Here is a 25494-nt window from a genome sequence, read left to right as displayed (position 1 = left end):
GTCCGAGCGTGTGGTACACTTGAGGTGTTATGGGCGACAATTTCTATCCGCCACCGCCGCTTCTTTCGGCGAAGCAATACGCAGTTCTCGCAAGCGTGATTCTTGCGACGCTGGCGGGCGGTATTGGTGTTGGGTATTGGATCGGCGCCGAACGCGATGAGGTTGCCGAGACGTTGGTTGCGGAGGTGCCCGCTGGTTCGCCATCGATCACGCGCGGTGAGCAGGCCCCGGCCGTGGTGGAACGCCTGCCCGAGGGCCCCTTCACCGCGTCGTTCGAAGAAGGGCAACTTCTGGCCTACCGGTTGGACACGGAAATCGAGGGCGGCGGAACGGACAGCGGCGACTTCGCGGAAGTTTATATGAAGTTTGGCAGCGACGTTACGCTTTACACAAAGAAAGTAGCGGACGACGGAACGGCAGACATGCGGTTCGTCTTCGAGCACGCGTCTGTCGCAGGCACCTTTTTCGAGAGTCCGTTCGAGATATCGTTCGATCAGCCGACCGACGCGAGCGATCCAAAAGGCGACGCCGTACAACACACACCGCAGTACGCGTTCCTGACTACGCCGATCGAAATGCGTGTTGCGCCGGACGGGACCATTCTGGACATTTCAAGCCCGGGATCGTTGAAAGACATGTTGGGATCGATCGCGACCATTCCGCACCTGAAGTTTCCGAATACGGAATTGGCCGAGGGAATGGAATGGGAGACAAAGCTGAAATTGCCCGTGCCGGGAATCGGGGACGCAATCGATACGACGGTACACAACAAGCTGATCGGCTTGGAACGGTTGGGGAATTACGAATGCGGCGTCGTCCGCCAGCAGATCGGTGCGCGGGCGAAGGACACGCAGGCGAGCGCGAGCGGCAATCCGGGTGAACAACCGATGTTGTTCAGCGTGCCGCTTTTCGATTTGCAGGGCGAGAACATCATCTACTTCGACGTGAAAACCGGGCGGTTGGTGCATGCGGCGCTCGATATGACGTTTGCACTGCGTATCAAGGAGCAGCTCGGCGACGCGGGACGGTTGTTGCAACAACTCATTCCGAGCATGTCCGGCGAACCAGGCGCCCGAAGTTTGGACGATTTGCTGCAGCCCGAAGACAAGCCGGATTTGATGGATCTCTCGCTCACGATTGACGGTGCAATGAGCCTGGTGAACGAGGGCATGCCACAGCCGGTAGGGCAGTAGGCAATCGCGCGAGCTCGTTAGTGATTGCCAGTGCCTCTCTACTTGCGCTTTATGTCGTCAACAAATGCGTATGCGTCCCGGGCATCACGACTGTGGCTGGTGAACGGATCGCCAGCCGAACGACATAAAGTGAATAGGGAAGAAGGCACAAGGCGACGATGTCTGGCGCACGCGAGAATGCAAAATAACAGGTGACTGTCCCCATTTAAATTAAATTCGAAGGGCGCGCGGCAAGCCACTGCCGACACTTCGGCGCGGCGCATCTTGTTCCCATACGCCCGGCACGATGAACCCGCACTCGCAACAGGCGGCGCCGTTCATGCGATTTTCGATGACGGTAAAGCCGTGCCGGCGGATGAGCGTCGCACCACACTTTGGACAATCCGTGTTTTCGCGATTCCCCACGAGGCCAGGCAGATTGCCGGGGTAGACATAGCGAAGCCCCGCCTCCTTGCCCGCCGAGTACGCGCGGTCGAGGTCGTCGAGGGTGGTGCGCGGCGGTTCGGTCATCTTGTAATCCGGGTGGAACGCGGTGACATGCCACGGGATATCGCGCGATACACCCGCGATAAACTTCGCCATCGCGCGCAGTTCGTCGTCGCCACTGTTGAAACCCGGAACCACCAAGGTAACCAGTTCGACCCAGAACCCCATTTCCTTCAAGCGCACGATGGTATCGAGAACATTCTGAAGCACGCCGCCGAGTTTCCGGTACTGCTTGTCGTTGAATCCCTTCAGGTCGACCTTATACAGCGAGACGAAGGGCCGAATGAACTCGAGGACTTCGGGCGTGCCATTCCCATTGCTTACGTAGCCGCAGACGAGACCACGCTCGCGCGCTTTTTCGAATACTTTTACCGCCCAGTCCGACGTAATCAACGGCTCGTTGTAGGTGCTCACCACTACGGGTGCGCCGTGGGCCACGGCCGACGCGACGAGTTCGTCCGCCGAACACATGTGCGGGAGCGCGATCGCATTGTCATCGCGTAAGGCTTGGCTCGTAACCCAGTTTTGGCAGTACCCGCAGTGGAAGTCGCACCCCAGCATTCCAAACGACAGGGCGTCGCGCCCGGGATACGCGTGAAAGAAGGGCTTCTTCTCGATCGGATCGATCTGTAGTCCGGCGACATATCCGCCCGGAACGCGCAGCGTCCCATTGACGTTGAAACGCACCCGGCATATACCGGACTTTCCCTCACGAATGAGGCAGCGGTGCCCGCACGCGAGACAACGCACCGCGCCGCCCGCCTCGCCGGCCGTAAGCTGTGGCGCGGCCGAAATGGTGTTGCGCGTGAGCAAGTCGCGGAGGTTTGAAGTAACCGCTGCCATCTTGGGTCGCTCCCATTGCATCAAGGCAAATGGTCTTTTCCCACACATTCATTGTAGCACTGCCTGCCTGCCGAGGATACAGTTTGGGTTGGCAGTGCAAGAGGTGTTGGGCGCCGGATGGGTTGGGCACACATTAGTCAGTTGTGACCATTTTTTGATTCATATTTATGGGATTTTGTAAATTATCTAACTTTTGCATTTTCCTAACCTATTGAATAATAAGGCCTTATTACACACAATAGATATGGATCAATTCTTGCTGCTACCACAATTGGTGGTGTATGGCGCCTAATGAGAGAAGTGACGCAGGCGTCAAGTGTTAATGAAGGAGAAGTCATGAGATCGAAATGGGTTTTGCTTGCGGTAGCAGTACTTACCGCGTGGGGTGGAACCGCCGATGCGGAGGTGATCTTCGATAATGGGGCAACCCAGTCGATTTGGGGACTTGCCAGCGACGGGGTGTTCTTCCTGGCGGCGGATAATTTCGTTCTCCAAGAGGGAGCGAACACCATCACCGATATCCATTGGTGGGGCTTCTACAGCGAAAACGGCAATGGGGACAAGGTACCCATAGTCGACAATTTCACGGTGTTCATCTTTGCGGACAATGGCGGCGAACCAGGCGCTGTGCCGCTGTACACGCTGGTGGATGCTGTGCAATCGAGCGACAATGGGACAGTAGTTGCAGGTGCGCTTACTGAATACGAGTACGTAATGGACATCAATCCACTCGAGCTTACGCCGGGTACAACGTATTGGTTGGCGATTGCAAACAATGTGTCCACCCCCGTCAAGGGGCAGTTAGTCCAAAGTCTTTGGAACTGGTCATTCTCCAATGCGGTCGGCGGTGATGCCCACGCGAAAGCGCCGCAAGTCTGGGTTGATGCCAACGTCGAGTTGGCGTTTCAACTGACGAACGACGGAGTCGTTCCGGAACCCGCGACGGTAACGTTGCTTGGGGCCGGCCTTGTGGGTATCGCCGTGCGCCGGCGTTTCTTCCGCAACCGTTAGACGAGCAAGATCGAACTGCGTGTGTCGCGCGCCCGTTCGGGGAGAACGGGCGCGTTTCGATTCTCTTGCGAGTTGCGTTCAGTTACGTGGCGCTGCTGTTCGCGTGAAAACACGGGTTAGTCCGGGATTTCGATATTCAGTTTGTCGCCGTGAACGTGGACACGGTACCGGCACACGCCGTCTTTCGGGTCCGGGTCGCATGGCTTAACGTCGAAGGACCAGCCGTGCCACGGGCACGTGACTTCAGTGCCGTCGAGCCAGCCGTCGGATAGGGGCCCGCCAGCGTGCGGACAGGAGTCGCTGATTGCGTAGAAGGTGCCGCCTATATTGAACACGGCAACACGGTGTTTGCCGCAGGTGAAAGCCTTGCCTTCGCCGTCCGGAATGTCGGACGCGACCCCGACCGTTACCACTTCCGCCATTGCACACCTCAAACCGATTTGAACTTGCACAAAGCGGCAGGAGTCTACTCGTATGCGGAAGGCACTTCAAGTGCTTGGCTGCGGCCCGAAACGCCCGCGGTTTGTCTTCAAAACAACGCCATGCCGCCAGCGCCCACGGCTTCTCGAGTTGGTTTGGCGGGCTGGAATCATGCGCCCAATTTGTGTTGTTATAGCTGGCAACCACGCTGATCTTGGGAACAACACCGTTAGCCCCTTTCCGGGGGCCAGAAGGAAGGAGCCAATAGATGCCGTACACTTTGCCCCCGCTTCCGTATGCGTTTAACGCGCTGGAGCCGCACATCGACGCGCGAACGATGGAAATCCACCACGACAAGCATCACCAGGCGTATATCACGAACGTGAACACGGCGCTCGAAGGGACGGGCATCGACGCGCACCCCATCGAGGAGGTGTTGAAGAATATCAACGACGTGCCGGAAGCCAAGCGGCAGGCGGTCATCAATAACGGCGGCGGTCACGCGAACCACACGCTGTTTTGGCAGATCATGGCGCCGAACGCGGGCGGTCAGCCGAGCGGTGCGTTGGCCGACGCGATCAAGTCGGAACTCGGCGGCTTCGAGAAGTTCCAGGAAGAGTTCACGAAGGCCGGTACGACGCGCTTCGGGAGCGGCTGGGCGTGGCTGGTCGTGAATAAGGACAGGAAGTTGCAGGTCTTGAGCACCGGGAACCAGGATTCGCCGTTAATGCAGGGCCTTACGCCGATTCTGGGCATGGACGTGTGGGAGCACGCGTATTATCTGAACTATCAGAACCGCCGCCCGGACTACATCAAGGCGTTCTATAACGTGATTCATTGGGCGAAGGTAGCGGAGCTCTACGCCGCGGCGAAGTAAGCGCCCGCGATCCGCGAGCGAAGCGCTACATGCGCGAAAAATTAGGGGGACCTTGCGTACGCGAAGCGAGGTCCCCTTTTCCGCATTATCCGGAGCGAAGCGGCCCTTGACGAATTTGGCGCAAAGGTATAGCGTGAACTCTGTAGGTGCTTAGGGCGCGCTGCCGTGAGTGCGGTGCGCCGTACGCGGGGGAGGGAAGGTCATATGCCGTACTTTGATGTGTTCTACGGGTTCCTGCTTCCGGCTGTGCAGGTGCTTTACCGCCTGCTGATGTGGATCATGGCCTTGATTGGCGGGCCAATCTTTTAGAGCCTCTAACTGCGGGTGGTTGGTACCCAGGGTAGCCCCGCCTGCGTCGAAGCGACTTCGGCGGGCCAACCCTGGGCTGCGCGCCGAAACCCCTTCGGGGTAAACGCAAAGACGTTATTATTGTTAGAGCCTCTTAGTGTGACGGTGCGATTCGACACGTCCGTGACGATGCCGCAACCGGGGCGTTGTCACTCGTAGTGCAGCAATTCCAGGCGAGTCAGGACTCGGCGGATGGGCTTAACGTACGAGATTCGGGGCGATATTTTGTGGTTCGCCACGCACGGCGCGGTCGATTTCGTTGACGGGCTGCACGTCATACAGTGTGGATTCGCCGAAGCGTCTGACTTGGCCGCGCGCGACGCAGAGCGAAAATGGCACCTGCTCTTCGACGTGCGAGAATCGACTGAGAGCCGCACGTCCGGCGAACTACGCGATATCGCGACCCTCATCGCGTCGCACCGTGGTATGCTCAGCGGACGCTGCGCCATCATCGTCTCGAAGCCGCTGTATTATGGCTTAAGCCGCATGTTCGCCGTGTTTATGGAGAGCTTCGGACTTTCGACATCGGTCCTTCATTCCGATGAGGAAGCCGTCCGGTGGCTCCGGGCGCCGGTGCATTGAGTCACGGCGGAGGGTGAGGCAGACCGCGTTCGCGGCGCGCGGAACCGACCAGCCAATCCAGCAGTTCCACGCGCAGGTTTTCCGGTGGGTTCGAGTAGTGGTCGCCCGAATACATTCGAACTTGCACTTCATAGCCTTCATTCCATAACTCGCCACACAATTTCTCCGTGCCTTTGCGGTTGAAGTCGCGATCGCCATAGAGAAACGCCACGCGCACGCCCTGTGGCGGCCGCTTGCATTCGCTGCCTCGCGGAAACACAACTTGTATCAATCCCGCAAAATTTTGCGGATGCCGGCACATACAGTCCCAATTGCTTCTCGCTCCGCCGCTTGCACCGTAGGTAAAGCCGAGTTCGGGATGGACACGCAAGCCGGGAAGAATGGTATTAAACGCGAGTTCCTGGGCGTATTCGTTATAGGCGAAAGTCTTGTTCGAGCTGTGGTTCAGCGAAACAATAATGATGTCATTCTGCTCGGCGTACTTCTTGAAGCCCTGGAAACCGGGCCGGCCTTCGGGCATTGAGATCAAGAGTCCGGGAAAGAACTCCTCCGTGCGTTCCTGGTACGCCATGGGTACAAAGACGTCGATAGTGTAGGCGGCATTGCTCTTGCACGGGACGTCGCGATAGACGCCGGGTTTCCAATCGGGAACACCGTCGATTGCCGCGACGCTCCATTCTTCGGGGGGAATCACGCGGCCGGGCTCGGTCGTGGGCGCTTTGGCTCTTGCCAACAATGCGGCGCGCTCTTCGGCCGCGCGGCGTTCGCGATCGATGGCGCGGTTGGCCCGTAGCCTTCGAATTTCATCGTCGGGCAAGGGTGCGAGCGACACGTTCGATCGGTTCACGGATTGAACGTAAAAGGCGGCTGAAGCGAGTACTGCGAATCCGATGACCGCAAGCGCCGCCAGACGCAGTCGTGCACTGCGCTCACGCCTCACCATGGCGCCCGTCGGGACCGGTGGCGGGCCAAGGTCCATTTCAGAAAGTGGCTGAGGCGCGACGCCATTTTCCGCGTCCGCGATTCGCTCGAGGAGTCTCTTGCCGCGGGGTACGCCGAGGTCATTAATCATGTGCTCAGCCACGTCGCGCGCTTCCGCGAACCTGCCCAGTGCGATCAGGCAGCGCCCCCGCGCGTACCAGAGATTCTTGTCGCAGGAGAATTCCGCCTTCAGCGTCTCGAGCCGATTAAGGGCCGCGGCGGCGTTTCCCGCACGGAACAATTCGTCGGCTTCCTTGAACAGTATCTGTGCGCGCGCGCGATCCATCGGGTACCCCATACAGATATCATTGGTCTAGCACAGGGAAACATGCGCGTCAAGCCGGTGCGGCGGCCGCGAGCGAAAGCGGCTGCTCGTGGTAAGGTGAACATTGCCGCACGTTCAAACGAGGAGGCGCGATGGTTCATCAAGGTTTGATATCGATTTCCAGCAGCAAGCATGGGGATACGCACGACATCACGGAGGCGGTACGGCGGATCGTTGTTGAGTCTGATATTTCGAAGGGCGTCGTACACGTGTTCAACGTGGGAAGCACGGCTTCGATTGGATGCATCGAGTTCGAACCGGGACTCCAACGCGATCTGCCGGAAATGCTGGATCGGCTGATCCCACCGAGCCTGACGTATGGCCACGAGCAGGCTTGGCATGATGGAAACGGACATTCACACTTGCAGGCGACGTTGCTCGGGCCGTCGCTGACCGTTCCGGTCAAGGATAAGGCGCTGGTGTTGGGAATGTGGCAGCAGATATTTCACCTTGAGTGCGACGTAAAGCCCCGTAAACGCACAATCGTTGTAACCGTGATTGGTGAGTAGCGCGGCTATTCGGCGATGCCGAATTTCACGTTGACGGAAACGCGAACGTCGATTGCACCCGGCGCGAAGGTGCCGGTGATTTCGTCATCCGGTTTCGGAGCTTCGGCCGAATAGGCAACATTACTGATGGAGCTTGTGAGACTCCGTCCAGAGTCCTCTTCAACCGTAATGACAGGGCCCAACTTGGCACCGAGTTCCGACAGCATTGACTCGGCTTTCTGTTTGGCGATTTGTACCGCGGAAGTGCGCGCATCCTTGCGCAGGTCGTATATCCGGGACGACTGCCAGTTGAAATTCACGTCGGCGCCGGTCTCTTCAACAAGCGCATCAAAGAATTCGTCGAACCGATTCACGTCCCGCTGCTTCACCGAGATCGTTCGGCTCACGACGTAATGCTTAAACGTCGTCTGCCGTCCCTGTTCGTCGTGGTTGTATTCCTTGTGGATGGAGACGTTCGAAGTCTGGACATCGACAGGTTGCGTACCGAGCGATTTGATCAATTCCATCGCGGCCGATATTCGTCCATCGTTCTGATGCTTCGCCACCAACAAGGCGGCATTCGTATCGACAATAGAGACGTTCCAGGCGACGAAATCGGGCACGACCTGAATCACGGCGGTGCCGGTGACGGAGATGCTTCGTTCGGTTTCGGCGGGGGCTGCGGCTGCAACGATAAAGACTAAGGCGAGTCCAAGTGATGCTTTTCGCATGAGTGAATCCTCCATTTGCGGGAGATCATATCGTGCAATGGGGGAATAGTTGTGAAGGATTTGTAAAAGATGCGTAACCCAAACGGCGTCTGCGCACCTCCGCACTGCGGGCTGCACCACTCCGCCTCGCAGTGCAATACGGCGGCTATGCAGTCACTTGTCGCTGACAGGCGTAAGAATGGATTCCACAAACGATAGCGCGTCACCCAGCGGCATCGTTCCGTTTTCGCCCGTGTCGCGACGCTTCCACTCGATATTGCCCTCTTTAAGGTTGCGTTCGCTGACTATCAGGCGGATGGGGATGCCGAGGAGATCGGCGTCGGCGAACTGCACGCCGGGGCGCTCGTCGCGGTCGTCGTAGAGCACTTCGATGCCTTTGGCGGTGAGAGCGGCGTACAGATTCGCCGCCGTGTCCTTCACACCCGGCGCGTTGAGTTTAAGCGCGTTGAGTTGCACCTGCCACGGCGCGACGGCAAGCGGCCATTTCGGGCCGTATTGGTCGCGGTGGACCTCCATGATCGAACTCATGAGCCGGCCGATGCCGATGCCGTAGCACCCCATGATAGGGACGCATTTTTGTTGCGCTTCGTCGTTGTATGTCATGCCCATCGATTCGGTGTACTTCGATCCGAGTTGGAAGATGTTTCCGACCTCAATACCACGTTGCAGCGCGATCGTCCCTTTGCCGTCGGGTGTGTTGTCGCCGTCGGCGATCATCGCGATATCGACGGTTTCAACGCCGGGCATGTCGCGTTCCAGATTAAAGTTCTTCACGTGGTAGTCGATTTCGTTCGCACCGGTTACCAAATTGTTGGAGGTAGCGACAGTCGAATCGACGACGATGCGCCACTTCGACTTGTCAAGGCCCATGGGCGAGGCGAAACCGGGCACACCGCCGGCACCGCGAATGCGCGCATCGTTTGCGGGTACGGGAATCGCTTGGATGATCTTCGCCAACTTTGGCTCGCAGATGTCGCGGTCACCGCGAATCACTGCAATGACCGGTTTGCCATTCTCATCCGAATCGTAGAACACGGCCTTGGCGGTTTGGCGCGTCTCAACGCCGAGGAACTTCGCAACTTCCTCGATCGTCTTCAAGCCGGGCGTGTGGACCTTCTCCAACGGTTTCGGCGATTCCGGAAACCCTTCGATGATGCCCGTAGCGACCTCGCGGTTGGCGTAGTAGCCGGTCGCGGAGCAAGTCGCGATGGTGTCCTCCCCCACTTCGGTGAGCAGAATGAACTCGTGCGAAATCTTTCCGCCCATCATGCCGGAGTCCGCTTCAACGGCCACGACATTGGAGAGGCCGGTGCGCGCGAAGATGCGCTCGTAGGCGCGGTAGCACTCCGCGTAGTACGATTCGAGGTCTTCCTGCGTGCGGTGGAACGAGTATCCATCTTTCATGGTGAATTCGCGGACACGGATGAGGCCGCCTCGCGAACGGGGTTCATCGCGGAATTTCGTCTGTATTTGATAAACCATGAATGGCAGTTGCGCGTAGCTGTGAATTTCGTTGCGGCACAGGTGGACAACGGCCTCTTCGTGCGTCATGGCAAGGACCATATCGTGGCCTGCCCGGTCCTTGAAGCGGGCAAGTTCCGGGCCGACACTTTCGTAGCGGCCGGACTCGTCCCACAGATCGCGCGGTTGCACGACGGGCATGAGCACTTCCTGTCCGCCGATGCGATCCATTTCCTCTCGGACAATTTGCTCGATCTTGCGAATGACACGAAGGCCCGCCGGCAGGAGCGAATAGATGCCGTTTGCGACCTGGCGCGCGTATCCGCCGCGCAGCAGTAGTGCGTGACTTTCGAGGGTGGCTTCGGCGGGGCGTTCTTTGTACCGATGGCCGACAAGTTGGCTCATGCGCATAGAAACGGCGTACTCCTTAAGGCAGTTGGGAAAGGCAGGTTATAGCAGAGGGCGAGGCTGCTTTGCGACTTCGCCCGGGAAAACCAATGCTATGCGAGATGCGGGAATGCGACGTGCTAATGTTGCTCGGCAGGGCTCTTCGAACCTTCCCCGCCGTGGAGGTGTTCGACCTGGTGTTGCTTCCCTTTCTTGATAAGGCCTGGGAGGATATTCCCGCCCAAACCGGGGAACATCGCGGAGATGCGCGAAAGCCACGCACGGCTCCACGGCACGGCAACTTCGAGTTCTCTGTTTTGCAGCACGCGCGTCATAATGACGTCGCCAATTTCATTTAGCGAAAGCAGGCGCGGCCCGGAAAACACCATTGCACCGGCGTCGATTCGCGCGCATTGTTCGACGAGCGGCGTGCGGATCGCATCGGGACAGACCACGGTCGTGTCGATACCGTATTGCCGCAATTCGTTTGCAATGGCGAGGGTGAACCCGCGCACGCCGTGTTTGGACGCCACGTAGACGGCGATTCCCGGGATTGGCGCGATTCCCGCGAGCGACGCGATATTGACGATGTGCCCGCGCTTTAGCGGAACCATGTGGCGCGCGGCGACCTGGGTGCCCCAGATAACACCTTTCAGGTTTACGTCGATCTGCATGTCGATTTCTTTGGCCGGTTGGTCTTGAATCCAGCCGCCGACCATCACACCGGCGATGTTCATGCAGACGTCAATCGTGCCGAACGCGGAGGCGGCGCGCGCAAAGACTTCCTCCCACGCCTCGAGTTTGCGTACGTCAAGCGTATCGAGTTTGACGCGGTCTTCCGGCCACGCCGCTTCGTTCGCGTGGCGGGCGAGCGCCTCCATGTTGACGTCCGTGGCGTAAACGCGCGCGCCTTGTTTGACGAGGCGGTCCGTGACGTGTTGTGCGATGCCGCTCGCGCAACCGGTGATGAAATAGGATTTCGCGTTGCCCGTATTCATGCCCCTGCTCCCTGCGGTGCGCCAAACTTCACCGGCCCAAACGTGAATGTGGGAACGATTCCCGGGAACATCCAATAGGCGGTAAGTTCGGACGAATTGACGACGTTGTAGAAATCGGGATTGCGCTGCGACGTGCCCGCGATCTCGCGCTCCTGAATCATGGAGATATATTGGTCCAGCCCGCGCTCGAGGGTATTGCTGTTGAGAATTACATCGATGCCGGTTGTCTGCGCGTACTTGCGCAGGCCCGGAATACGCGACTTCATTGGCGCGTACGAGTCGGCCCCGACACCATTCTCGCTAGTTACGAACAGTCCCTCGGGAGTACGGACGACAATCGAGTGGTTGCCCTCCGTGTGCCCGGGGGTCTGCACGAGCGCTACACCCTTGCCAAGTACGATGTCGCCGTCGAGCAGCACGATTTTCTCTTCCGGCACGCCCGCAATGCCGTCGGGGCAGTACCACAGTTTTTGCGGTGGCAACAGCGCCTTCGTCGATTCCCATTCCTGCCTCATGACCAAGAGCTTGGCGTTCGGGAAATAGGCGGGCGTGTCAGCCGTGCCCAGCCAGCGGCGGACGTCCTGCGTATGCAGATGGTCGTACGTGATGTAATCGACTTGTTCGGGGCGAATCCCGACCTGCGCCAGCCATGTTTCTACCGTGCCAATCTCCGGCGCCATGAGCGGTTCGAGCTGCGCGCGCAGCGATCCGAAGCTGAGGGTCAAGTTCTTAAAGAACGGGGTTTCGGCGTTGCGGCGGTAATCCGATGGAGACACGAGCATCGTCTTCAGGCCATCGACGCTTTGGAACTGTACGACGAACACGCGATTCAGGATGTGGACGTAAGGGATTGGCACGGTGCAAGCGTCCTTCAGGGCGTAACGGCGTGGGTACGGAGCGCGCACCAAGTCGAAGGATTGGTAGTAAGGCACCGGATCGGCGGCGAGCAATTCTTCCCGGAACGGCTTGCACGCCTCGACGATGGCCTGGAGACGATCTTGGGGCGCGGCGTGGTCTCGCGCGCCGTCGAAGTGCGTGCACGCCTGAATGACCGGATCGTCGTAGCCCGTGTGAACAACCGCCATCGGGGAATCTCCCTACCGGTAATTATACGGAAGACGGAGCGTTTCGCAAGTAGCTCGCACGCCCCGTGACACAAAGGGGGTTCGGTGTTATTATTCGTGCGTAGGCTGTCGTGGTGTATTTCAAGACAACTGGCAAGTGAAGGGAGAATTATATGTTGAAGGCATTGCGCGTCGGCGTGTTGGCGGCGATTCTTACCGTGACGGTCCTTTCGGTCACGGGGTGCCCGCGCCGGACCCTTGTACTTCCGGCCGCTGAGACACCGGCGATCGTTCAAGCGCAGTAATAGTCCATACAAGTCGCGGGGCGGTGAACGGAATTCAGACGGGAAACGTGCGGTTGCGCATGCGGCGCGTCTCGATTCGTTTCAGGCTCGCTTGAGACTTCTGCAGCAACGTAGCGTGGCCCCCGTGACAGCCACCGGTCTTGCCTGCGCAGTTCGTCGGCAGGTCCACATACAACAACGAAGGAGAGTTCGGATGCGTCTGACAATTCGAGTGGTTGCATTGTTTCTTGCGGTCGCCGCAGTGGCGGTTTCTTCTAGCGGTTGCCCGCGCACAGGGTTCGCCGAGAAGTCGACGGTCGTTCAATCGGAAACGAAGTAGGTACGGCTCTGCATTCTGAGGCGCTGGGACTGTGCGTTCCGGCGCCTCGCTTTTTTCTCAAGTTCAGATTCCGAACTGTTGGAAGTGGTGTTCGAAATGCCGAGCGTGCATGTAGGTCCAGTAGTCGAGCGTCAGATTCCCGAACATCGCGTGCGGCGTTTTTCGGTTGGGCTGCGCAGCGGCAGCATCGACAAAGCGGTTGAAGGCCGCAAATAATTTCGCGCGCTCGCCTTCAAACCCATCCTGCGGCTCGGGCGTGAATTCGGCGGGCACCTTGATCTTGCCTTTTGGCCAGGACGGCATTACGTGAAACACGAGATAGCGCACGATGTTTCGCGAAAACCACGTGCTACGATCTTGAAAGGCCCGTTCCTCGAGCGACATTTCAATGACCGTGCGCAGGTGGATCAGCATGCGGGTCGCCGAAAGGCCGCCCCACGCCGGTTGAGTGTCCGAGGTCAGCCTGGAAATACGGTCATTAAAAAGGTGAAGGTTTTCGCGAGTGAGTTTTGCGAGCGCCACTTGCTTTAGCCCCGCCCCGTATCGTGCTAGACGCTGAACGATTCGCCGCAGCCGCAGGTGCTGGTGGCGTTAGGATTTTGGAAGACGAAGCCCTTGCTGTTCAGACCTTCCTTGTAGTCGAGCACAATGCCTTTCAGGTAGATCGAAGACTTGCGGTCCATCAGGAAGCGTACGCCATCTTGTTCGACGACGTTGTCGCCCTCACGCTGTTGCCCGAAATCGAGCACATACGAAAGGCCGGAGCATCCGCCGCCTTTTACGGCGAGGCGCACGCCATTTACTTCCGGAGATTCTCGCTCCAACAGGCGTTTCAGTTCCCGGATGGCACCTTCGGTCGCGCTGACAAGCGGTTTGGAGGGTGCGGTTGCCGTATCGGTGGTCATACTGCTTTGTTCGACTCCTACGCCTTCGCCGGTTCGGCCGGTTTCATGAGGCCTTCAAGCACTTCGATAAGCATGTCCGCGTCGACGCCGTAGCCCGCGCAGACCTGGCCTATGGTTTCGTACTGGTTGATTCCGCAGTGCGAACAGCCACCGAGATGAAACGCGGCGAACACCTCCGCGACGCGCGGGTGAATCGACATCGCCTCACCGATGGTCATGTCGAGACTGAAATAGGACACGCCATGCTCGCCGTTGTGCTCGAATTCGGCAACCTCTTTTATGTGGTCGTCGGACCAATGGCCCAGAAATTCCTCCTCCGAGGATTTGGTCATATACGCCATATTCGTCATCTTCTTGACGAGCGGGTTCGGGACACAGTCTACCTCGCCCGTGGCCGGTATGACGGTCATCTGGCGCTGGATGGCGAACGTATCGTCGCACTCGTAATACACCCAGGCATCGCCCTTCCCGGGGACAGGTTGGCTAATTTTGTAATAAAGCATGGCAGTCTCTCCGACTCTCGGCGCTTACTTATGGTAAACACAAGCCAAGCATAGCATATTTCGTGTAGGCGGCAGAGCGCCGCGGAATCGTTGCGCGCCGGAGGTGCCCGTAGCCGGAAGGCCGCGCTCTAACGGATTTCGAGCATCCGGTCGATTGGCAGGCGCGCGTCGCGAATTATGTTTGCGGGCAGTTCGATCTTGTACTGAATTCTTTCCAGCGAGGCCAATGTATCCTCGAGCGTGATTTGTGCCATGTGCGGACAGCGGTGGCTGCACAGGCGCAGCATTTCCTTCTCGGGGTTCTCGGCGGCGATGTTATCGCCCATGCTGCATTCGGTCAGCAGGAGGTATCGGTCCGCTTTCGTTTTGCGGACATATTCCACCATCTGCTTGGTGCTGCCCGAGGCGTCGCACTTAGCGAGGACTTCCGGGCTAACCTCCGGGTGGGCGATGATGACCACGTCGGGAAATTGGGAACGCACCGTGTCGACGTCGTCGACAGTGAACAATTCGTGGACTTCGCAGCGCGCGTGCCAGCCGATGATGGCCTTCTCTGGAAGCGGGCGCGGTCCCTCGATACTCGCCAGAACGAACGGCAGACCCGATTCTCGCGCCGTGTTATGCGCGAGGTATTCGTCCGGAAGGAAGACGATGTGCTTGTGGCCCTTTTCCAGAAGGTGGCGCACAACGCCCGCGGCATTGCCGGACGTACAGCAGTAGTCGGATTCCGCCTTCACGTCGGCGTAGGTGTTCACATAGCTGACGACGACAGCGCCGGGATATTGCGCGCGCAAGGTACGTACGTCTTCGACCGTAATACCCGCCGCGAGCGAGCACCCCGCCTTTTGGGATGGTATCAGGACAGTCTTCTCGGGATTGAGGATTTTTGCCGTCTCCGCCATGAACTGCACGCCGCAAAACACGATGATGTCCGCGTCCGTTTCCGCCGAGATACGCGAGAGTTCGAGCGAATCGCCGACGTAATCCGGCACGGAGTGAAACAGCGCCGGTTCCATGTAGTTATGACCGAGAATGACCGCGTTCATCTCGCGCTTGAGCAGGTTGATCCGGTACGCATAGTCGGCCTTCACCTGCAGTTCGACGTCCGGTACGATGGCCGAGAGCTTTGTGCGCATGCGCTCGAGGGTCTCGTCGCGGCTCGGGGCCTGTTGTATGGTTAACGCGCCTGGCATTTTATGTGTCGCCTTTCGCGTCCATTTGGACGCGCGTACGGCCGTGCAGATTCACGGCTCCTTGTACTATTTTAACGGGAAATCCATTTCGTCAGCAAATAGCGGTCGTGGTCGGAAAAGCCGAGTTTGCGATAGACGGCCTGCGCGCCGGTGTTGCCACGCTCGACTTCCAGGTGCAGCGCCCGGACACCGTGATTGGCGCAGAACTCCTCCGCCAACTCAATGGCGCGGCGGGCAATCCCCTGGCCGCGATGCGATTCTTCGATATAGAGTTCGTCCAGAAACGCGTCGACGCCGCGAAACTCCAAGCTGTACCCAAAAGTCACGACGGCGTATCCCATCGGCGTGCCGCCGTCTTCCATGATCCACGCAGCGCCGTGGCGCTCGTCTGCGAGAAGTCCTTCGAGAGCGGTTCGCGCGGCGCGTTCGTCGTACGGAATGGAATCGTGCTCGTAAAGCCGCCCCATCAAGTAGACTACGGCGTCGATGGCCGGGGAGTCCGGCGCGAGTCTGCTGAAGTCGACAGGCATCGTGCGTCTGTTGTGCGGCCGATTGCGGATTATTCCGTGCTGACGACGTCGCTCTTTCCGTCAAGCGCGGAAAGGAGCGTGTGCCAGGCAAGCGTGGCGCATTTGATGCGCACCGGAAACTCGCGCACGCCCGCGAACACGGCGAGCCGGCCGGCCTTCTCTTCGTCGACCGGCGCGTCCGGCGGAGACGTGACCATTTTGTGGAACGCAGCGAACAGCGCTTCCGCCTCCTTGACGGTCTTTCCTTTGACGAGTGTCGTCATGACGGAGGCTGACGACTTGGAGATTGCGCAGCCCGCACCGCTGAAGCTCACATCGTCGATGACATCGCCGCTCAGCTTCAGATAGAGCGTGAAATGGTCGCCACAAAGCGGGTTGAAGCCTTCCAGCTTTCGCGTCGCATCGGGCATTTCACGAAAGTTACGCGGCTTCTTGTTGTGTTCGAGGATGACCTGTTCGTAGAGGGCGCGGTTGCCTGCCATTTAGTCGAAGACCTCTTTGACCTTCTTGATGGCGGCGCCGAGCGCGTCGAGGTCTTCTTTCGTGTTATAAAACGCCAGCGACGCGCGCGCCGTTGCGGGAACGCCAAATCGTTGCATGACCGGTTGCGCGCAGTGGTGGCCCGCGCGTATGGCAACGCCCTGTTCGCTCAGAATCTGGCCGATGTCGTGGGCGTGCGCCGAGTCCATGATGAAGGACAGAGCACCGGCCTTCTCCTTCGCGGTACCTATGAGACGTACGCCGTCGATCGATTGCAGGAGTTGCGTGCCGTACTGCGTGAGATCGTGTTCGTATGCGGCAATGCGATCCATGCCGATAGACTCGATATAATCCACAGCCGCACCAAGACCGATCACTCCCGCGATATTGGGTGTGCCGGCTTCAAACTTGTACGGCAGACCGTTATATGTCGTCTTTTCGAATGTCACGGACAGAATCATGTCGCCGCCGCCCATGAACGGGGGCATGCGATTCAAGAGTTCGGCGCGACCGCACAACACGCCGATGCCCGTTGGGCCGAACATTTTGTGCCCCGAACATACGAAGAAATCACAATTAAGTTCCTGGAAGTCGATTGGCAGATGCGGTGCAGCCTGCGCGGCGTCGACAAGGGCGGGCACGCCGTGCCTGTGCGCGATCTCGATGATCTCGCGGATGGGATTTATCGTTCCGAGGGCGTTCGATATGTAGACGATGCTGACCAATTTCGTCCGCGGCGTGAAGAGTTTTTCAAACTCTTCCATGAGCAACTCGCCGCGATCGTTGATGGGGGCCACGCGCAGCTTCGCGCCTTTCTCCTCGCAGAGCATTTGCCACGGTACGATGTTCGAGTGGTGTTCCATCGTGGAGATGATTATCTCGTCGCCTTCGCCGATGTTCTGGCGGCCGAAGGTCTGCGCGACGAGGTTGATGCCTTCCGTGGTGCCGCGAGTGAATATCACCTCACAGCTCAGTTTCACGCCAAGGAAGCGCTGGACTTTCTTGCGCGCCTCCTCGTACGCGCTGGTGGCGATTTCGCTGAGGTAATGCATGCCGCGATGCACATTGGCGTTCTGCGCTTCGTAGTAGTGGCGCTCGGTGTCGATCACTACACGGGGCTTTTGGCTCGTCGCGGCATTGTCGAGATAGACGAGGTCCTTCCCCCCGCGCCGCACGTGCAACACGGGAAAGTCGTCGCGAATCCGCGCGATGTCCGTCGCCGTAAGCGGGGACCGTCTTGGCGAAGCGGGGTTCTTGTGCGGACCCGCTAGCATTGTTCCTGTGGCCACGTAATGCCGTCCTCAGCCCGGTATCGGGCTGTATTTGTTGTAGACGAAACGTTCGAGACGCGTGCGCACGGCATCGATTTCAATCTGGTTCACAACCTCGTCCGCGAACCCGTACGTTAGCATGCCCAACGCCATGGCCTCGCTCATGCCGCGCGTGCGGAAATAAAATACCAACTCATCCGGCGGCCGGCCAACTGTGGCGCCGTGCGTACACTTCACGTCGTCCGCGAAAATCTCGAGGAGCGGCTTCGTGTCTATGGTCGCCTTGTCCGACAGCACCAAGTTCTGATTGAGTTGGTTCGAGTCGGTCTTTTGCGCGACGCGATGCACGTAGACTTTGCCGCTGAATACCGCGTGACTCTTGTCGTCCAGCACGCCTTTGTATCCGATCCAGCTCGTGCACTGCGGCTTGGCATGCTCGATGGACGTTGGGTTGTCCACAAGCTGGTCGCCGCTGGTCATGTACAACCCATGAAGCGAGGTGTGCGCGCCGTCGCCGTCCAGCAACACGTTGATTTCGTTCCGGATAATCTTGCCCGACTGGCTAATCGCATGGGACTTGAAGGTCCCTCCGCGATCGACGCGGACTTTCGTGGTCGCGAGGTGATACGCCTCCGGCGATTCATGAATCAATTTGTGCAAATGCAGCGATGCGTTCTCGCCCACGGCGACTTCGGAGATCGCGTTCGTAAAGTACTTCGGACCGTCTTCCAGGCAAACATGGCTTTCGACGATGTCCGCCTTAGCGCCTGGTTCGAGCACGATCAAGTTGCGCGGATACGCCACCGTTCCGTCGCGCTTCGTGTTCACGAACAGAAGATAGATGGGGGCTTCGGACGCAGTATCTTTCTCGATGTGAACGAAAGCGCCGTCGGCGAGAAAAGTCGTGTTCAGCGCCGCGAAGGCGTTTGAGGTCCCGTTCAGATAATGGCCCAGGTGCGGTTCGATCAGCACTTCGTGCGTGGTCAACGCGTTCGCCAGACCGAGGGCCGTGATGCCGCCCGGCATTCGTGACAAACTCTCCGAGAAGTGTCCATCGACAAAGACGAGTTCGGCACCTTTGCCGTCGTAACGGAACGGCGCGATGTCTTCCACCGTGACTTGCGACACGTTCGCCGCCGCAGGACTGAAAGGCGTTCGGAGGATCGGCGTAATATTGGTGAAGCGCCACTCCTCCATTTTGCGGTGGGGAAATTCGAGTTCGGCGAAGCGCGCGGCGCTTTTCGCGCGAATGGCCTGCGCCCATGCGGGCCCGGTGTTGCGCACTTGGTCCGCGCCATCGAGAAAGTGCGCCTTATTAACCGGTATTTCCTGTGGCTGAGACATGGCGCACCGCTACTCCGCGCCGGCGCCAACCGGCACTTCGTCCTTGAGCCAGTCATAGCCTTTCGCTTCGAGTTCGAGGGCGAGTTCTTTGCCGCCGGACTTGACGATCTTTCCACGCCAGAGCACGTGCACGAAATCAGGCACGATATAGTTCAGCAAACGCTGGTAGTGTGTAACGACAATCATCGAGCGCTGCGGACTGCGCAAACGGTTTACGCCGTCGGCGACGATGCGGAGGGCATCGATATCGAGACCCGAATCGCTTTCGTCCAGAATCGCAAGCTTAGGCTCGAGTACGGCCAACTGAAGGATTTCGTTGCGCTTTTTTTCGCCGCCGGAGAACCCTTCGTTTACGGGGCGGTCCGCGAACTTCGGGTCGATGGCCACAAGCTCCATCTTTTCCCTCAGCAAATCGCGAAACTCGAGCGCATCGAGTTCTTCGAGGCCATGACTCTTGCGGATTTCGTTCAGGCCGGCTTGCAGAAAGTACGCGTTCGATATGCCGGGAATCTCGACCGGGTACTGAAACGCCATAAACAGGCCCAGCCGCGCGCGTTCCTCCGCCGGCATTTCCAGCAAGTCCTGGCCGAGGAAGGTCACACCGCCGTCCGTTACTTCATAGGCCTCGTTGCCGGCCAGCACCTGAGCGAGCGTGCTCTTGCCGGAACCGTTCGGCCCCATCACCGCGTGCACTTCACCCGAGCCAATCTTCAAATCCACGCCGCGAAGGATTTCGTTGCCTTCGACGCTGGCGTGGAGGTTCACAATCTCGATCATTTACCCGACGCTCCCTTCCAGACTCACCCCCAGCAGCTTGGTCGCCTCGACCGCGAACTCCATCGGGAGGTGATCGAACACTTCCTTGCAGAACCCGTTGACCACCATCGATATCGCATCTTCCGGCCCGATGCCGCGTTGTTTGCAGTAGAACAACTGCGCTTCGCTGATCTTCGACGTCGAGGCTTCGTGCTCGACGCTCGACGTGTTGTTGCGCACTTCGATATACGGAAACGTGTGCGCGCCGCATTCGCTGCCAATCAGAAGCGAATCGCACTGCGTGTAGTTGCGCGCATTCGCCGCCTTGGGCATTACCATCACCTGACCGCGGTAGCTATTGTTCCCGTGGCCCGCGGAGATGGTCTTGGAAATGATGGTGCTTTTCGTGTTGCGGCCCATGTGCACCATCTTCGTGCCGGTGTCGGCCTGCTGATAATTGTTGCTGACCGCGACCGAATAGAACTCGCCGACGGAGTTGTCGCCCATGAGCAGGCAACTCGGATACTTCCAGGTAATCGCGGAGCCCGTCTCGACCTGAGTCCATGAAATGTGCGAGTTTACGCCCTGGCATTTGCCGCGTTTCGTCACGAAATTGTAGATACCGCCTTTACCTTCCTTATCGCCGGCGTACCAGTTCTGTACGGTCGAATAATTGATTGTCGCGTTGTCCAGCGCGACCAACTCCACGACCGCGGCGTGCAACTGGTTCTCGTCGCGCATTGGCGCCGTGCACCCTTCGAGGTAATTCACGAAACCGCCTTCGTCGGCGATGATCAGTGTCCGCTCGAACTGCCCCGTCTCGGCCGCGTTGATGCGGAAGTAGGTCGAGAGGTCCATTGGGCACTTCACGCCCTTGGGGATGTAACAGAACGAACCGTCGCTGAACACCGCGCTGTTCAGGGCGGCGAAGAAATTGTCGTTCGCTGGAACCACGGAACCGAGGTAGTTCTTGACCAGGTCCGGGCACTCGTGGACAGCCTCGGAGAACGAGCAGAAGATAATCCCCTTCTTCTTCAGGATTTCCTTGTGGGTCGTGGCGACGGAGACACTGTCGAATACAGCGTCAACCGCGACGCCGGCAAGCCGCTTCTGCTCGTCCAAGGGAATTCCGAGCTTTTCGAAAGTTTCGAGTAGCTCCTTGTCCACTTCGTCCAAGCTGCTGAGCTTCTTCTTCTCACGCTTCGGCGCGGAGAAATAACGCTGCGCCTGATAGTCGATGGGCGGATAGGTCACGTTCGGCCACGTCGGCTCTGTCATCGTCTGCCATTGCCGAAACGCCTTGATGCGCCAATCCAGGAGCCAACCCGGCTCTTCTTTCTTGGCGGAGAGCCGCGCGACCACGTCGTCGTTCAGACCCGGCTCGAAGGTTTCGCTCTCGATCTCGGTCGCCCAGCCGTACTTGTACGACTGATTTGCGAGTTCTTCGATTTCCCGCGTGCTCTGTTCGACTCGTGTCCCGGTGTATTCGGGGCCTGTGAGTGTTTCCTTCGTTCCGCTCATATCATTTGCCTTGTTCTCAAACAAAGAATTATACGCATGCCACTTCTGCATAGTCACGCGTGCTCTATCGTCGTAGACCCCACCGTCACCCGACGGTGCGATTGACTCGCGCTTGGGTGACCGTGTGCACGGGCCAAGAGGTTTGGAGTGCGCGTCGGGCGCCCTACCACTTGTGAACGAATGACTTAACAGCAATATTCCCGACGGAAGTAGTGGAGGGAACCGAAGCCGAGCCGGTGAAAATACGCCGAATAGTGCGTCAAATAATCCACGTGACAAGGAATTGACCACGCATGCTATGCATGTGTGGAACTAAATAGCGCACATTCGTTTTTAACTGTGCAGCGCGATGGTCGCCAACGCCTCGAAGCACGGGATCGAGGGGACCGGCGCGTGAGGTGTGGTACCGACGTCGAAATCGCAATTGCCGGGGCAAGGAAGGTAGCGGCATGAAGTCTTCCAGGCGGACGATGGGCGCCACACTTATTGCAGGGGCGTGCCTCGCGTTCTTTGCTTTTGGCTTCAAGGGCGGATCATGGGTGACGGAGCGGCTTGCCGTCACCGAGGTGGAAGTCGTCGCCCGGCACCCGAATATCGACGCAATCGACGCGGCCCGGTCCCCGGTCGAACCGCTCCGCGGCCGATGGGCGCAGTATCGGCAGCCAGCGGGCAGCGCCAGTCCACTCGCGATGTATGTCGAAGAGTTGGGCCGACTGGCGTCGATTGGCTACGTGCAAGGTTCACATGTGGCGGTGAACTCGGCGGTAGTCACGCGTTACGACCCGAGCCGCGAGTACAATTCGCCAACGCTGGTCGTTTCGGGTCATGCGCCAAGTGCCGAGCTCATCGATACCGACGGAAACGTCCTCCATACGTGGTCGTGTTCATTCGAGGAAGTATGGCCCCGGCGGGACGTGAGGGATGGCGAATCGCAGAAATACTTCTGGCGTCGGGTCCACTTGTATCCGGATGGGTCGTTGTTGGCAATCTTTGAATACCTTGGCGCCGTGAAGCTGGACGCGCATTCAAACGTCATCTGGGCCAGGACCAACAGCTTCAATCACGATATTTCGGTGGCCAAAGATGGCACGATCTACATGCTCGAGCAAAAGCCGACGCAACGCCCTGCCGTGAACCCCGATTTGGAGATCATGGACGACCATGTCACCCGGTTGACTCCGGACGGGGCCGTGATCGATTCCGTGTCACTGGTTGATTGCGTGCTCAACTCGCCCTGCCACGACCTTTTGGACCGTGTCGTGCTGGAATCCGCCGACATATTCCACTCGAATACGCTCAAGGTCATCACGGAAGAACAGTCGCGCGCGTGGCCCCTTGCTAGGCCCGGCATGGTGCTGGTATCGCTTCGCGAACTGCACACCATCGCGCTGGTCGACCTGTTGGAGAAGAAGGTGGTGTGGTGGTCCACCGACATTGCGCGGTATCAACACGAGCCAACCGTAACACCGCACGGGACAATCCTGTTGTTCGACAACATATGGTGCGGTGGCCGCTCGCGGGTCATCGAGATCGATCCAGCGACGAACGAGATTGTATGGCAGTACATCGGCACACAGGACAAGCCGTTCTTCAGCCTGACGTGCAGTACCGCGCAGTTCCTCCCGAACGGGAACCGGCTCATTACGGTCTCCGACGAAGGGCGGGCATTTTCACTCGATCCCGACGGCAATATCGTATGGGAGTATGTGAACCCGCACCGCGCTGGGGAGAACGACGAACTCATCGCGACGCTGTTCCAGTGCCAGCGATTGCCGAAGGGTTTTCCGATCGACTGGGTCGACCGCGCGTCGAACCAGAAGACGGCGAACGTGCAGGAAGCGCGAGACGCAGCGCGCTCTGCCGGCGAGGCCTGAAATCACAGCGCGACGGCGCCCGTCTGAGCGCCGTCACGCGAATGTCCGTCTCGGAACATGATTCCAGTCTAATACCGGTAGTGCTCCGCCTTGTATGGACCTTCCACCGGCACCCCCAGGTACTTGGCCTGCTTTTCGGAGAGGCGTTCGAGCTTCGCGCCGAGCTTGCCAAGGTGAAGGCGCGCGACTTCTTCGTCGAGCTTTTTCGGCAGCGTATAGACCTTTCCAATCTCGTACTTGTCTGTTTCCGTTGCGAGCGAGATTTGAGCGAGCGTCTGGTTTGAGAACGAGTTGGACATGACAAAAGACGGATGGCCTGTAGCGCAGCCGAGGTTCACCAGGCGCCCGCGCGCGAGAAGTATGAGTGACTTGCCGTTCGCGAACGTGAACTTGTCGACTTGCGGCTTAATCTCCATTTCCTTCACGCGTCCGGCCTTCGCTTCGTTTTCGAGCCATGCGACTTCGATCTCGGAATCGAAGTGGCCGATGTTGCACAGGATAGCCTCGTCCTTCATGTGGATGAAATGTTCACCGCGGATGACGTCGCAGCAGCCTGTCGTCGTGACGAAGATGTCGCCTATTGGCGCTGCTTCGGACATCGTGACGACTTGGTACCCTTCCATGCACGCCTGCAACGCGCAAATGGGATCGATCTCGGTGATGAGCACGCGCGCGCCGAGACCGCGCATGGCGTCGGCGCAGCCCTTGCCCACGTCGCCGTAGCCGGCAATAACGACGACTTTGCCCGCAACCATCACGTCCGTCGCGCGCTTGATACCGTCGGCGAGCGATTCGCGGCAGCCGTAGAGATTGTCGAACTTCGACTTCGTAACCGAATCGTTCACATTGATCGCCCGCGTGAGCAGCTTGCTGTCGTTCATCATGTGGTAGAGCCGGTGCACGCCCGTGGTCGTCTCTTCCGAAACGCCAACCCATTCCTCGACGTAGTCATGCCACTTCGAGGGGTTTTCGGCATGCACGCGATGAAGCAATTCGTCGATGATCTGAATCTCGGGGTTTGAGGTATCGACTGGCGGGAGCGAACCATGCTCGCTGTAATGGTTCTCGAAGTCGTAGCCGCGGTGGATCAACAACGTCGCATCGCCACCGTCGTCGACGATGAGGTGCGGGCCCGACCCGTCCGGCCACGTCAACGCGGCCAGGGTATAGTCCCAGTACTCCTTAAGCGTCTCGCCCTTGATCGCGAAGACTGGCACACCGGCCTCTGCGATCGCCGCGGCGGCATGGTCCTGCGTCGAGAAAATGTTGCAACTCGCCCAACGCACGTCCGCCCCGAGCGCCTTCAACGTTTCGATGAGTACGGCGGTCTGGATCGTCATGTGCAGCGAGCCAGTGACGCGCCTTCCCGCGAGCGGCTGTTGCGCGGCGTAGCGTTCGCGGATGGCCATGAGGCCAGGCATCTCCTTCTCGGCAATGTCGATTTCCTTGCGGCCCCACTCGGCCAATTTCATATCGGCGACGATATAGGCCGCCTGCTCATCACGTGTAACAACTGCCATTTGCTTCTCCTCGACTACCGCTTCGCGGCCGGTTTCTTCACGTTCGAATTGAACACCAACTCACACACCTCGACGGGCCGTTCGCTGCCCATGAAGTTTACCTTCGCCGTCTTGCCAATCTTCGGCGCTGACTCCATACCCTCGAGCATCTTTTTCGGCGCGGCCACATGGCTCGCGGATTTCGTTTCCGCCCACTCCATCGTGAGAAAGGCGATGTTTACCGTCTCGCCCATGATGTCCGGGCGCGCGTAGTCCGGATGGCCGACGGATCCCAGATAAATCTCACCGCTGTTCAGCCCGACCCCGAGGTCCGGGCCAATCAGTGTTTTCGCCTCCTTCGCCACGCGCAATGCGCGTTCCCGGTGCGACGTGCTCGAGAAAAACGCGAGGTACCGATCGCCCATGTACTTCACGGGCACACCGTCGTGGCGCAACGTCAACTCCGTCAACTGGTAGAACAACCCGTTCGCCCAGATGGCGAAATCCCGCGCGCCCATCTTCAACGACTTCTCGTATGCGCCGGCAACGCTCGAAACGAAGACGCTTGCCTCGAAGACGTCCCTGCCCGTCTCGCCAACGCCCAGTATCCAGTCAACCGACACGCCCAGCAACTTGGCCAGCGCCCCGAGCACGCCGATGTCCGGCGCGTTCTCGCCGCGTTCCCATTTCGACACGGCCTGCGGGCTGACGTTGAGTGCGTTGGCGACGTCCTGCTGCTTGAGCCCGCGCTTTTCACGCTGGCCCCGGATTCGCTTGGCTAAGTCGGGCAAGAACACGG

The 25494-nt window shown here is 58.9% G+C and carries 25 protein-coding genes; 6 read left to right on the top strand and 19 right to left on the bottom strand.

What is annotated here, in order from left to right; genetic code table 11:
* Nucleotides 1–29: 29 nt before the first annotated feature.
* Nucleotides 30–1193: a hypothetical protein gene (locus HUU46_04430; GenBank protein NUM52872.1), complete on the top strand. Its 1164-nt coding sequence runs from the start codon at nucleotides 30–32 to the stop codon at nucleotides 1191–1193.
* 210 nt (nucleotides 1194–1403) lie between these two features.
* On the opposite strand, the gene amrS is transcribed toward HUU46_04430, so the two are convergent.
* The gene (gene amrS, locus HUU46_04425) at nucleotides 1404–2522 is read right to left on the bottom strand and encodes an AmmeMemoRadiSam system radical SAM enzyme (GenBank protein NUM52871.1); all 1119 of its coding nucleotides are present in this window, start codon (nucleotides 2520–2522) and stop codon (nucleotides 1404–1406) included.
* Between the two features lie 336 nt (nucleotides 2523–2858).
* Here amrS and HUU46_04420 point away from each other — a divergent pair, with 336 nt between their 5' ends.
* Nucleotides 2859–3533: a PEP-CTERM sorting domain-containing protein gene (locus HUU46_04420; GenBank protein NUM52870.1), complete on the top strand. Its 675-nt coding sequence runs from the start codon at nucleotides 2859–2861 to the stop codon at nucleotides 3531–3533.
* A 116-nt stretch (nucleotides 3534–3649) separates the two neighbouring features.
* Here the strand turns inward: HUU46_04420 and HUU46_04415 are convergent, their stop codons facing one another.
* Nucleotides 3650–3955 (bottom strand): Rieske 2Fe-2S domain-containing protein, encoded by a 306-nt coding sequence (locus HUU46_04415; protein NUM52869.1) that lies wholly within the window; start codon nucleotides 3953–3955, stop codon nucleotides 3650–3652.
* Nucleotides 3956–4221: 266 nt separating this feature from the next.
* Between HUU46_04415 and HUU46_04410 the strand changes: the two genes are divergently transcribed.
* Both HUU46_04410 and HUU46_04405 read left to right on the top strand, forming a co-directional pair.
* On the top strand, nucleotides 4222–4830 hold the full coding sequence (locus HUU46_04410; protein NUM52868.1) for a superoxide dismutase: 609 nt from the start codon (nucleotides 4222–4224) through the stop codon (nucleotides 4828–4830).
* Nucleotides 4831–5370: 540 nt separating this feature from the next.
* Complete coding sequence (locus HUU46_04405) at nucleotides 5371–5760, top strand: hypothetical protein (protein NUM52867.1); 390 nt, start codon at nucleotides 5371–5373, stop codon at nucleotides 5758–5760.
* A gap of 1 nt (nucleotide 5761) precedes the next feature.
* On the opposite strand, the gene HUU46_04400 is transcribed toward HUU46_04405, so the two are convergent.
* On the bottom strand, nucleotides 5762–7027 hold the full coding sequence (locus HUU46_04400; GenBank protein NUM52866.1) for a tetratricopeptide repeat protein: 1266 nt from the start codon (nucleotides 7025–7027) through the stop codon (nucleotides 5762–5764).
* Between the two features lie 131 nt (nucleotides 7028–7158).
* On the opposite strand from HUU46_04400, the gene HUU46_04395 reads away from it, so the two are divergent.
* Nucleotides 7159–7575: a YjbQ family protein gene (locus HUU46_04395; GenBank protein NUM52865.1), complete on the top strand. Its 417-nt coding sequence runs from the start codon at nucleotides 7159–7161 to the stop codon at nucleotides 7573–7575.
* 5 nt (nucleotides 7576–7580) lie between these two features.
* On the opposite strand, the gene HUU46_04390 is transcribed toward HUU46_04395, so the two are convergent.
* The 14 genes from HUU46_04390 to sufB form a co-directional block, all read right to left on the bottom strand.
* Nucleotides 7581–8285 (bottom strand): SIMPL domain-containing protein, encoded by a 705-nt coding sequence (locus HUU46_04390; protein ID NUM52864.1) that lies wholly within the window; start codon nucleotides 8283–8285, stop codon nucleotides 7581–7583.
* A gap of 153 nt (nucleotides 8286–8438) precedes the next feature.
* Entirely contained in the window at nucleotides 8439–10157 is a 1719-nt protein-coding gene (locus tag HUU46_04385) for a proline--tRNA ligase (GenBank protein NUM52863.1), read from the bottom strand.
* A 116-nt stretch (nucleotides 10158–10273) separates the two neighbouring features.
* Complete coding sequence (locus tag HUU46_04380) at nucleotides 10274–11131, bottom strand: SDR family NAD(P)-dependent oxidoreductase (GenBank protein ID NUM52862.1); 858 nt, start codon at nucleotides 11129–11131, stop codon at nucleotides 10274–10276.
* The gene (locus HUU46_04375) at nucleotides 11128–12216 is read right to left on the bottom strand and encodes a hypothetical protein (GenBank protein NUM52861.1); all 1089 of its coding nucleotides are present in this window, start codon (nucleotides 12214–12216) and stop codon (nucleotides 11128–11130) included. Before HUU46_04375 ends, HUU46_04380 begins: the two co-directional genes overlap by 4 nt.
* A gap of 666 nt (nucleotides 12217–12882) precedes the next feature.
* Nucleotides 12883–13341 carry a DUF1569 domain-containing protein gene (locus tag HUU46_04370; protein NUM52860.1) on the bottom strand — a complete coding sequence of 153 codons (459 nt, stop codon included), beginning with the start codon at nucleotides 13339–13341 and terminating at the stop codon, nucleotides 12883–12885.
* 26 nt (nucleotides 13342–13367) lie between these two features.
* Nucleotides 13368–13724, bottom strand: coding sequence for an iron-sulfur cluster assembly accessory protein (locus HUU46_04365; protein ID NUM52859.1), 357 nt, complete (start codon nucleotides 13722–13724; stop codon nucleotides 13368–13370).
* 17 nt (nucleotides 13725–13741) lie between these two features.
* Nucleotides 13742–14056, bottom strand: a complete 315-nt coding sequence (locus HUU46_04360; protein ID NUM52858.1) for a DUF1858 domain-containing protein — start codon at nucleotides 14054–14056, stop codon at nucleotides 13742–13744.
* Between the two features lie 299 nt (nucleotides 14057–14355).
* Nucleotides 14356–15420, bottom strand: coding sequence for a quinolinate synthase NadA (gene nadA / locus HUU46_04355; GenBank protein NUM52857.1), 1065 nt, complete (start codon nucleotides 15418–15420; stop codon nucleotides 14356–14358).
* Nucleotides 15421–15491: 71 nt separating this feature from the next.
* A complete protein-coding gene (locus HUU46_04350) occupies nucleotides 15492–15950 on the bottom strand; it encodes a GNAT family N-acetyltransferase (protein ID NUM52856.1) in 459 nt (152 codons plus the stop codon).
* 29 nt (nucleotides 15951–15979) lie between these two features.
* Nucleotides 15980–16432: an SUF system NifU family Fe-S cluster assembly protein gene (locus HUU46_04345; GenBank protein NUM52855.1), complete on the bottom strand. Its 453-nt coding sequence runs from the start codon at nucleotides 16430–16432 to the stop codon at nucleotides 15980–15982.
* A complete protein-coding gene (locus tag HUU46_04340) occupies nucleotides 16433–17704 on the bottom strand; it encodes a cysteine desulfurase (GenBank protein ID NUM52854.1) in 1272 nt (423 codons plus the stop codon).
* A 27-nt stretch (nucleotides 17705–17731) separates the two neighbouring features.
* Nucleotides 17732–19045, bottom strand: coding sequence for a Fe-S cluster assembly protein SufD (gene sufD / locus HUU46_04335; protein NUM52853.1), 1314 nt, complete (start codon nucleotides 19043–19045; stop codon nucleotides 17732–17734).
* Between the two features lie 9 nt (nucleotides 19046–19054).
* Nucleotides 19055–19822: a Fe-S cluster assembly ATPase SufC gene (gene sufC / locus HUU46_04330; protein ID NUM52852.1), complete on the bottom strand. Its 768-nt coding sequence runs from the start codon at nucleotides 19820–19822 to the stop codon at nucleotides 19055–19057.
* Entirely contained in the window at nucleotides 19823–21322 is a 1500-nt protein-coding gene (gene sufB / locus HUU46_04325) for a Fe-S cluster assembly protein SufB (GenBank protein ID NUM52851.1), read from the bottom strand.
* Between the two features lie 449 nt (nucleotides 21323–21771).
* On the opposite strand from sufB, the gene HUU46_04320 reads away from it, so the two are divergent.
* Complete coding sequence (locus HUU46_04320; GenBank protein ID NUM52850.1) at nucleotides 21772–23196, top strand: hypothetical protein; 1425 nt, start codon at nucleotides 21772–21774, stop codon at nucleotides 23194–23196.
* A gap of 68 nt (nucleotides 23197–23264) precedes the next feature.
* Here the strand turns inward: HUU46_04320 and HUU46_04315 are convergent, their stop codons facing one another.
* Both HUU46_04315 and HUU46_04310 read right to left on the bottom strand, forming a co-directional pair.
* Complete coding sequence (locus HUU46_04315) at nucleotides 23265–24716, bottom strand: adenosylhomocysteinase (protein NUM52849.1); 1452 nt, start codon at nucleotides 24714–24716, stop codon at nucleotides 23265–23267.
* Between the two features lie 14 nt (nucleotides 24717–24730).
* A complete protein-coding gene (locus HUU46_04310; protein ID NUM52848.1) occupies nucleotides 24731–25492 on the bottom strand; it encodes a helix-turn-helix domain-containing protein in 762 nt (253 codons plus the stop codon).
* Nucleotides 25493–25494: the final 2 nt, after the last annotated feature.

Source organism: Candidatus Hydrogenedentota bacterium (genome assembly GCA_013359265.1).
In the GTDB taxonomy this organism is placed as follows: domain Bacteria; phylum Hydrogenedentota; class Hydrogenedentia; order Hydrogenedentales; family SLHB01; genus JABWCD01.
This window is presented reverse-complemented; position numbering and strand designations above follow the sequence as displayed.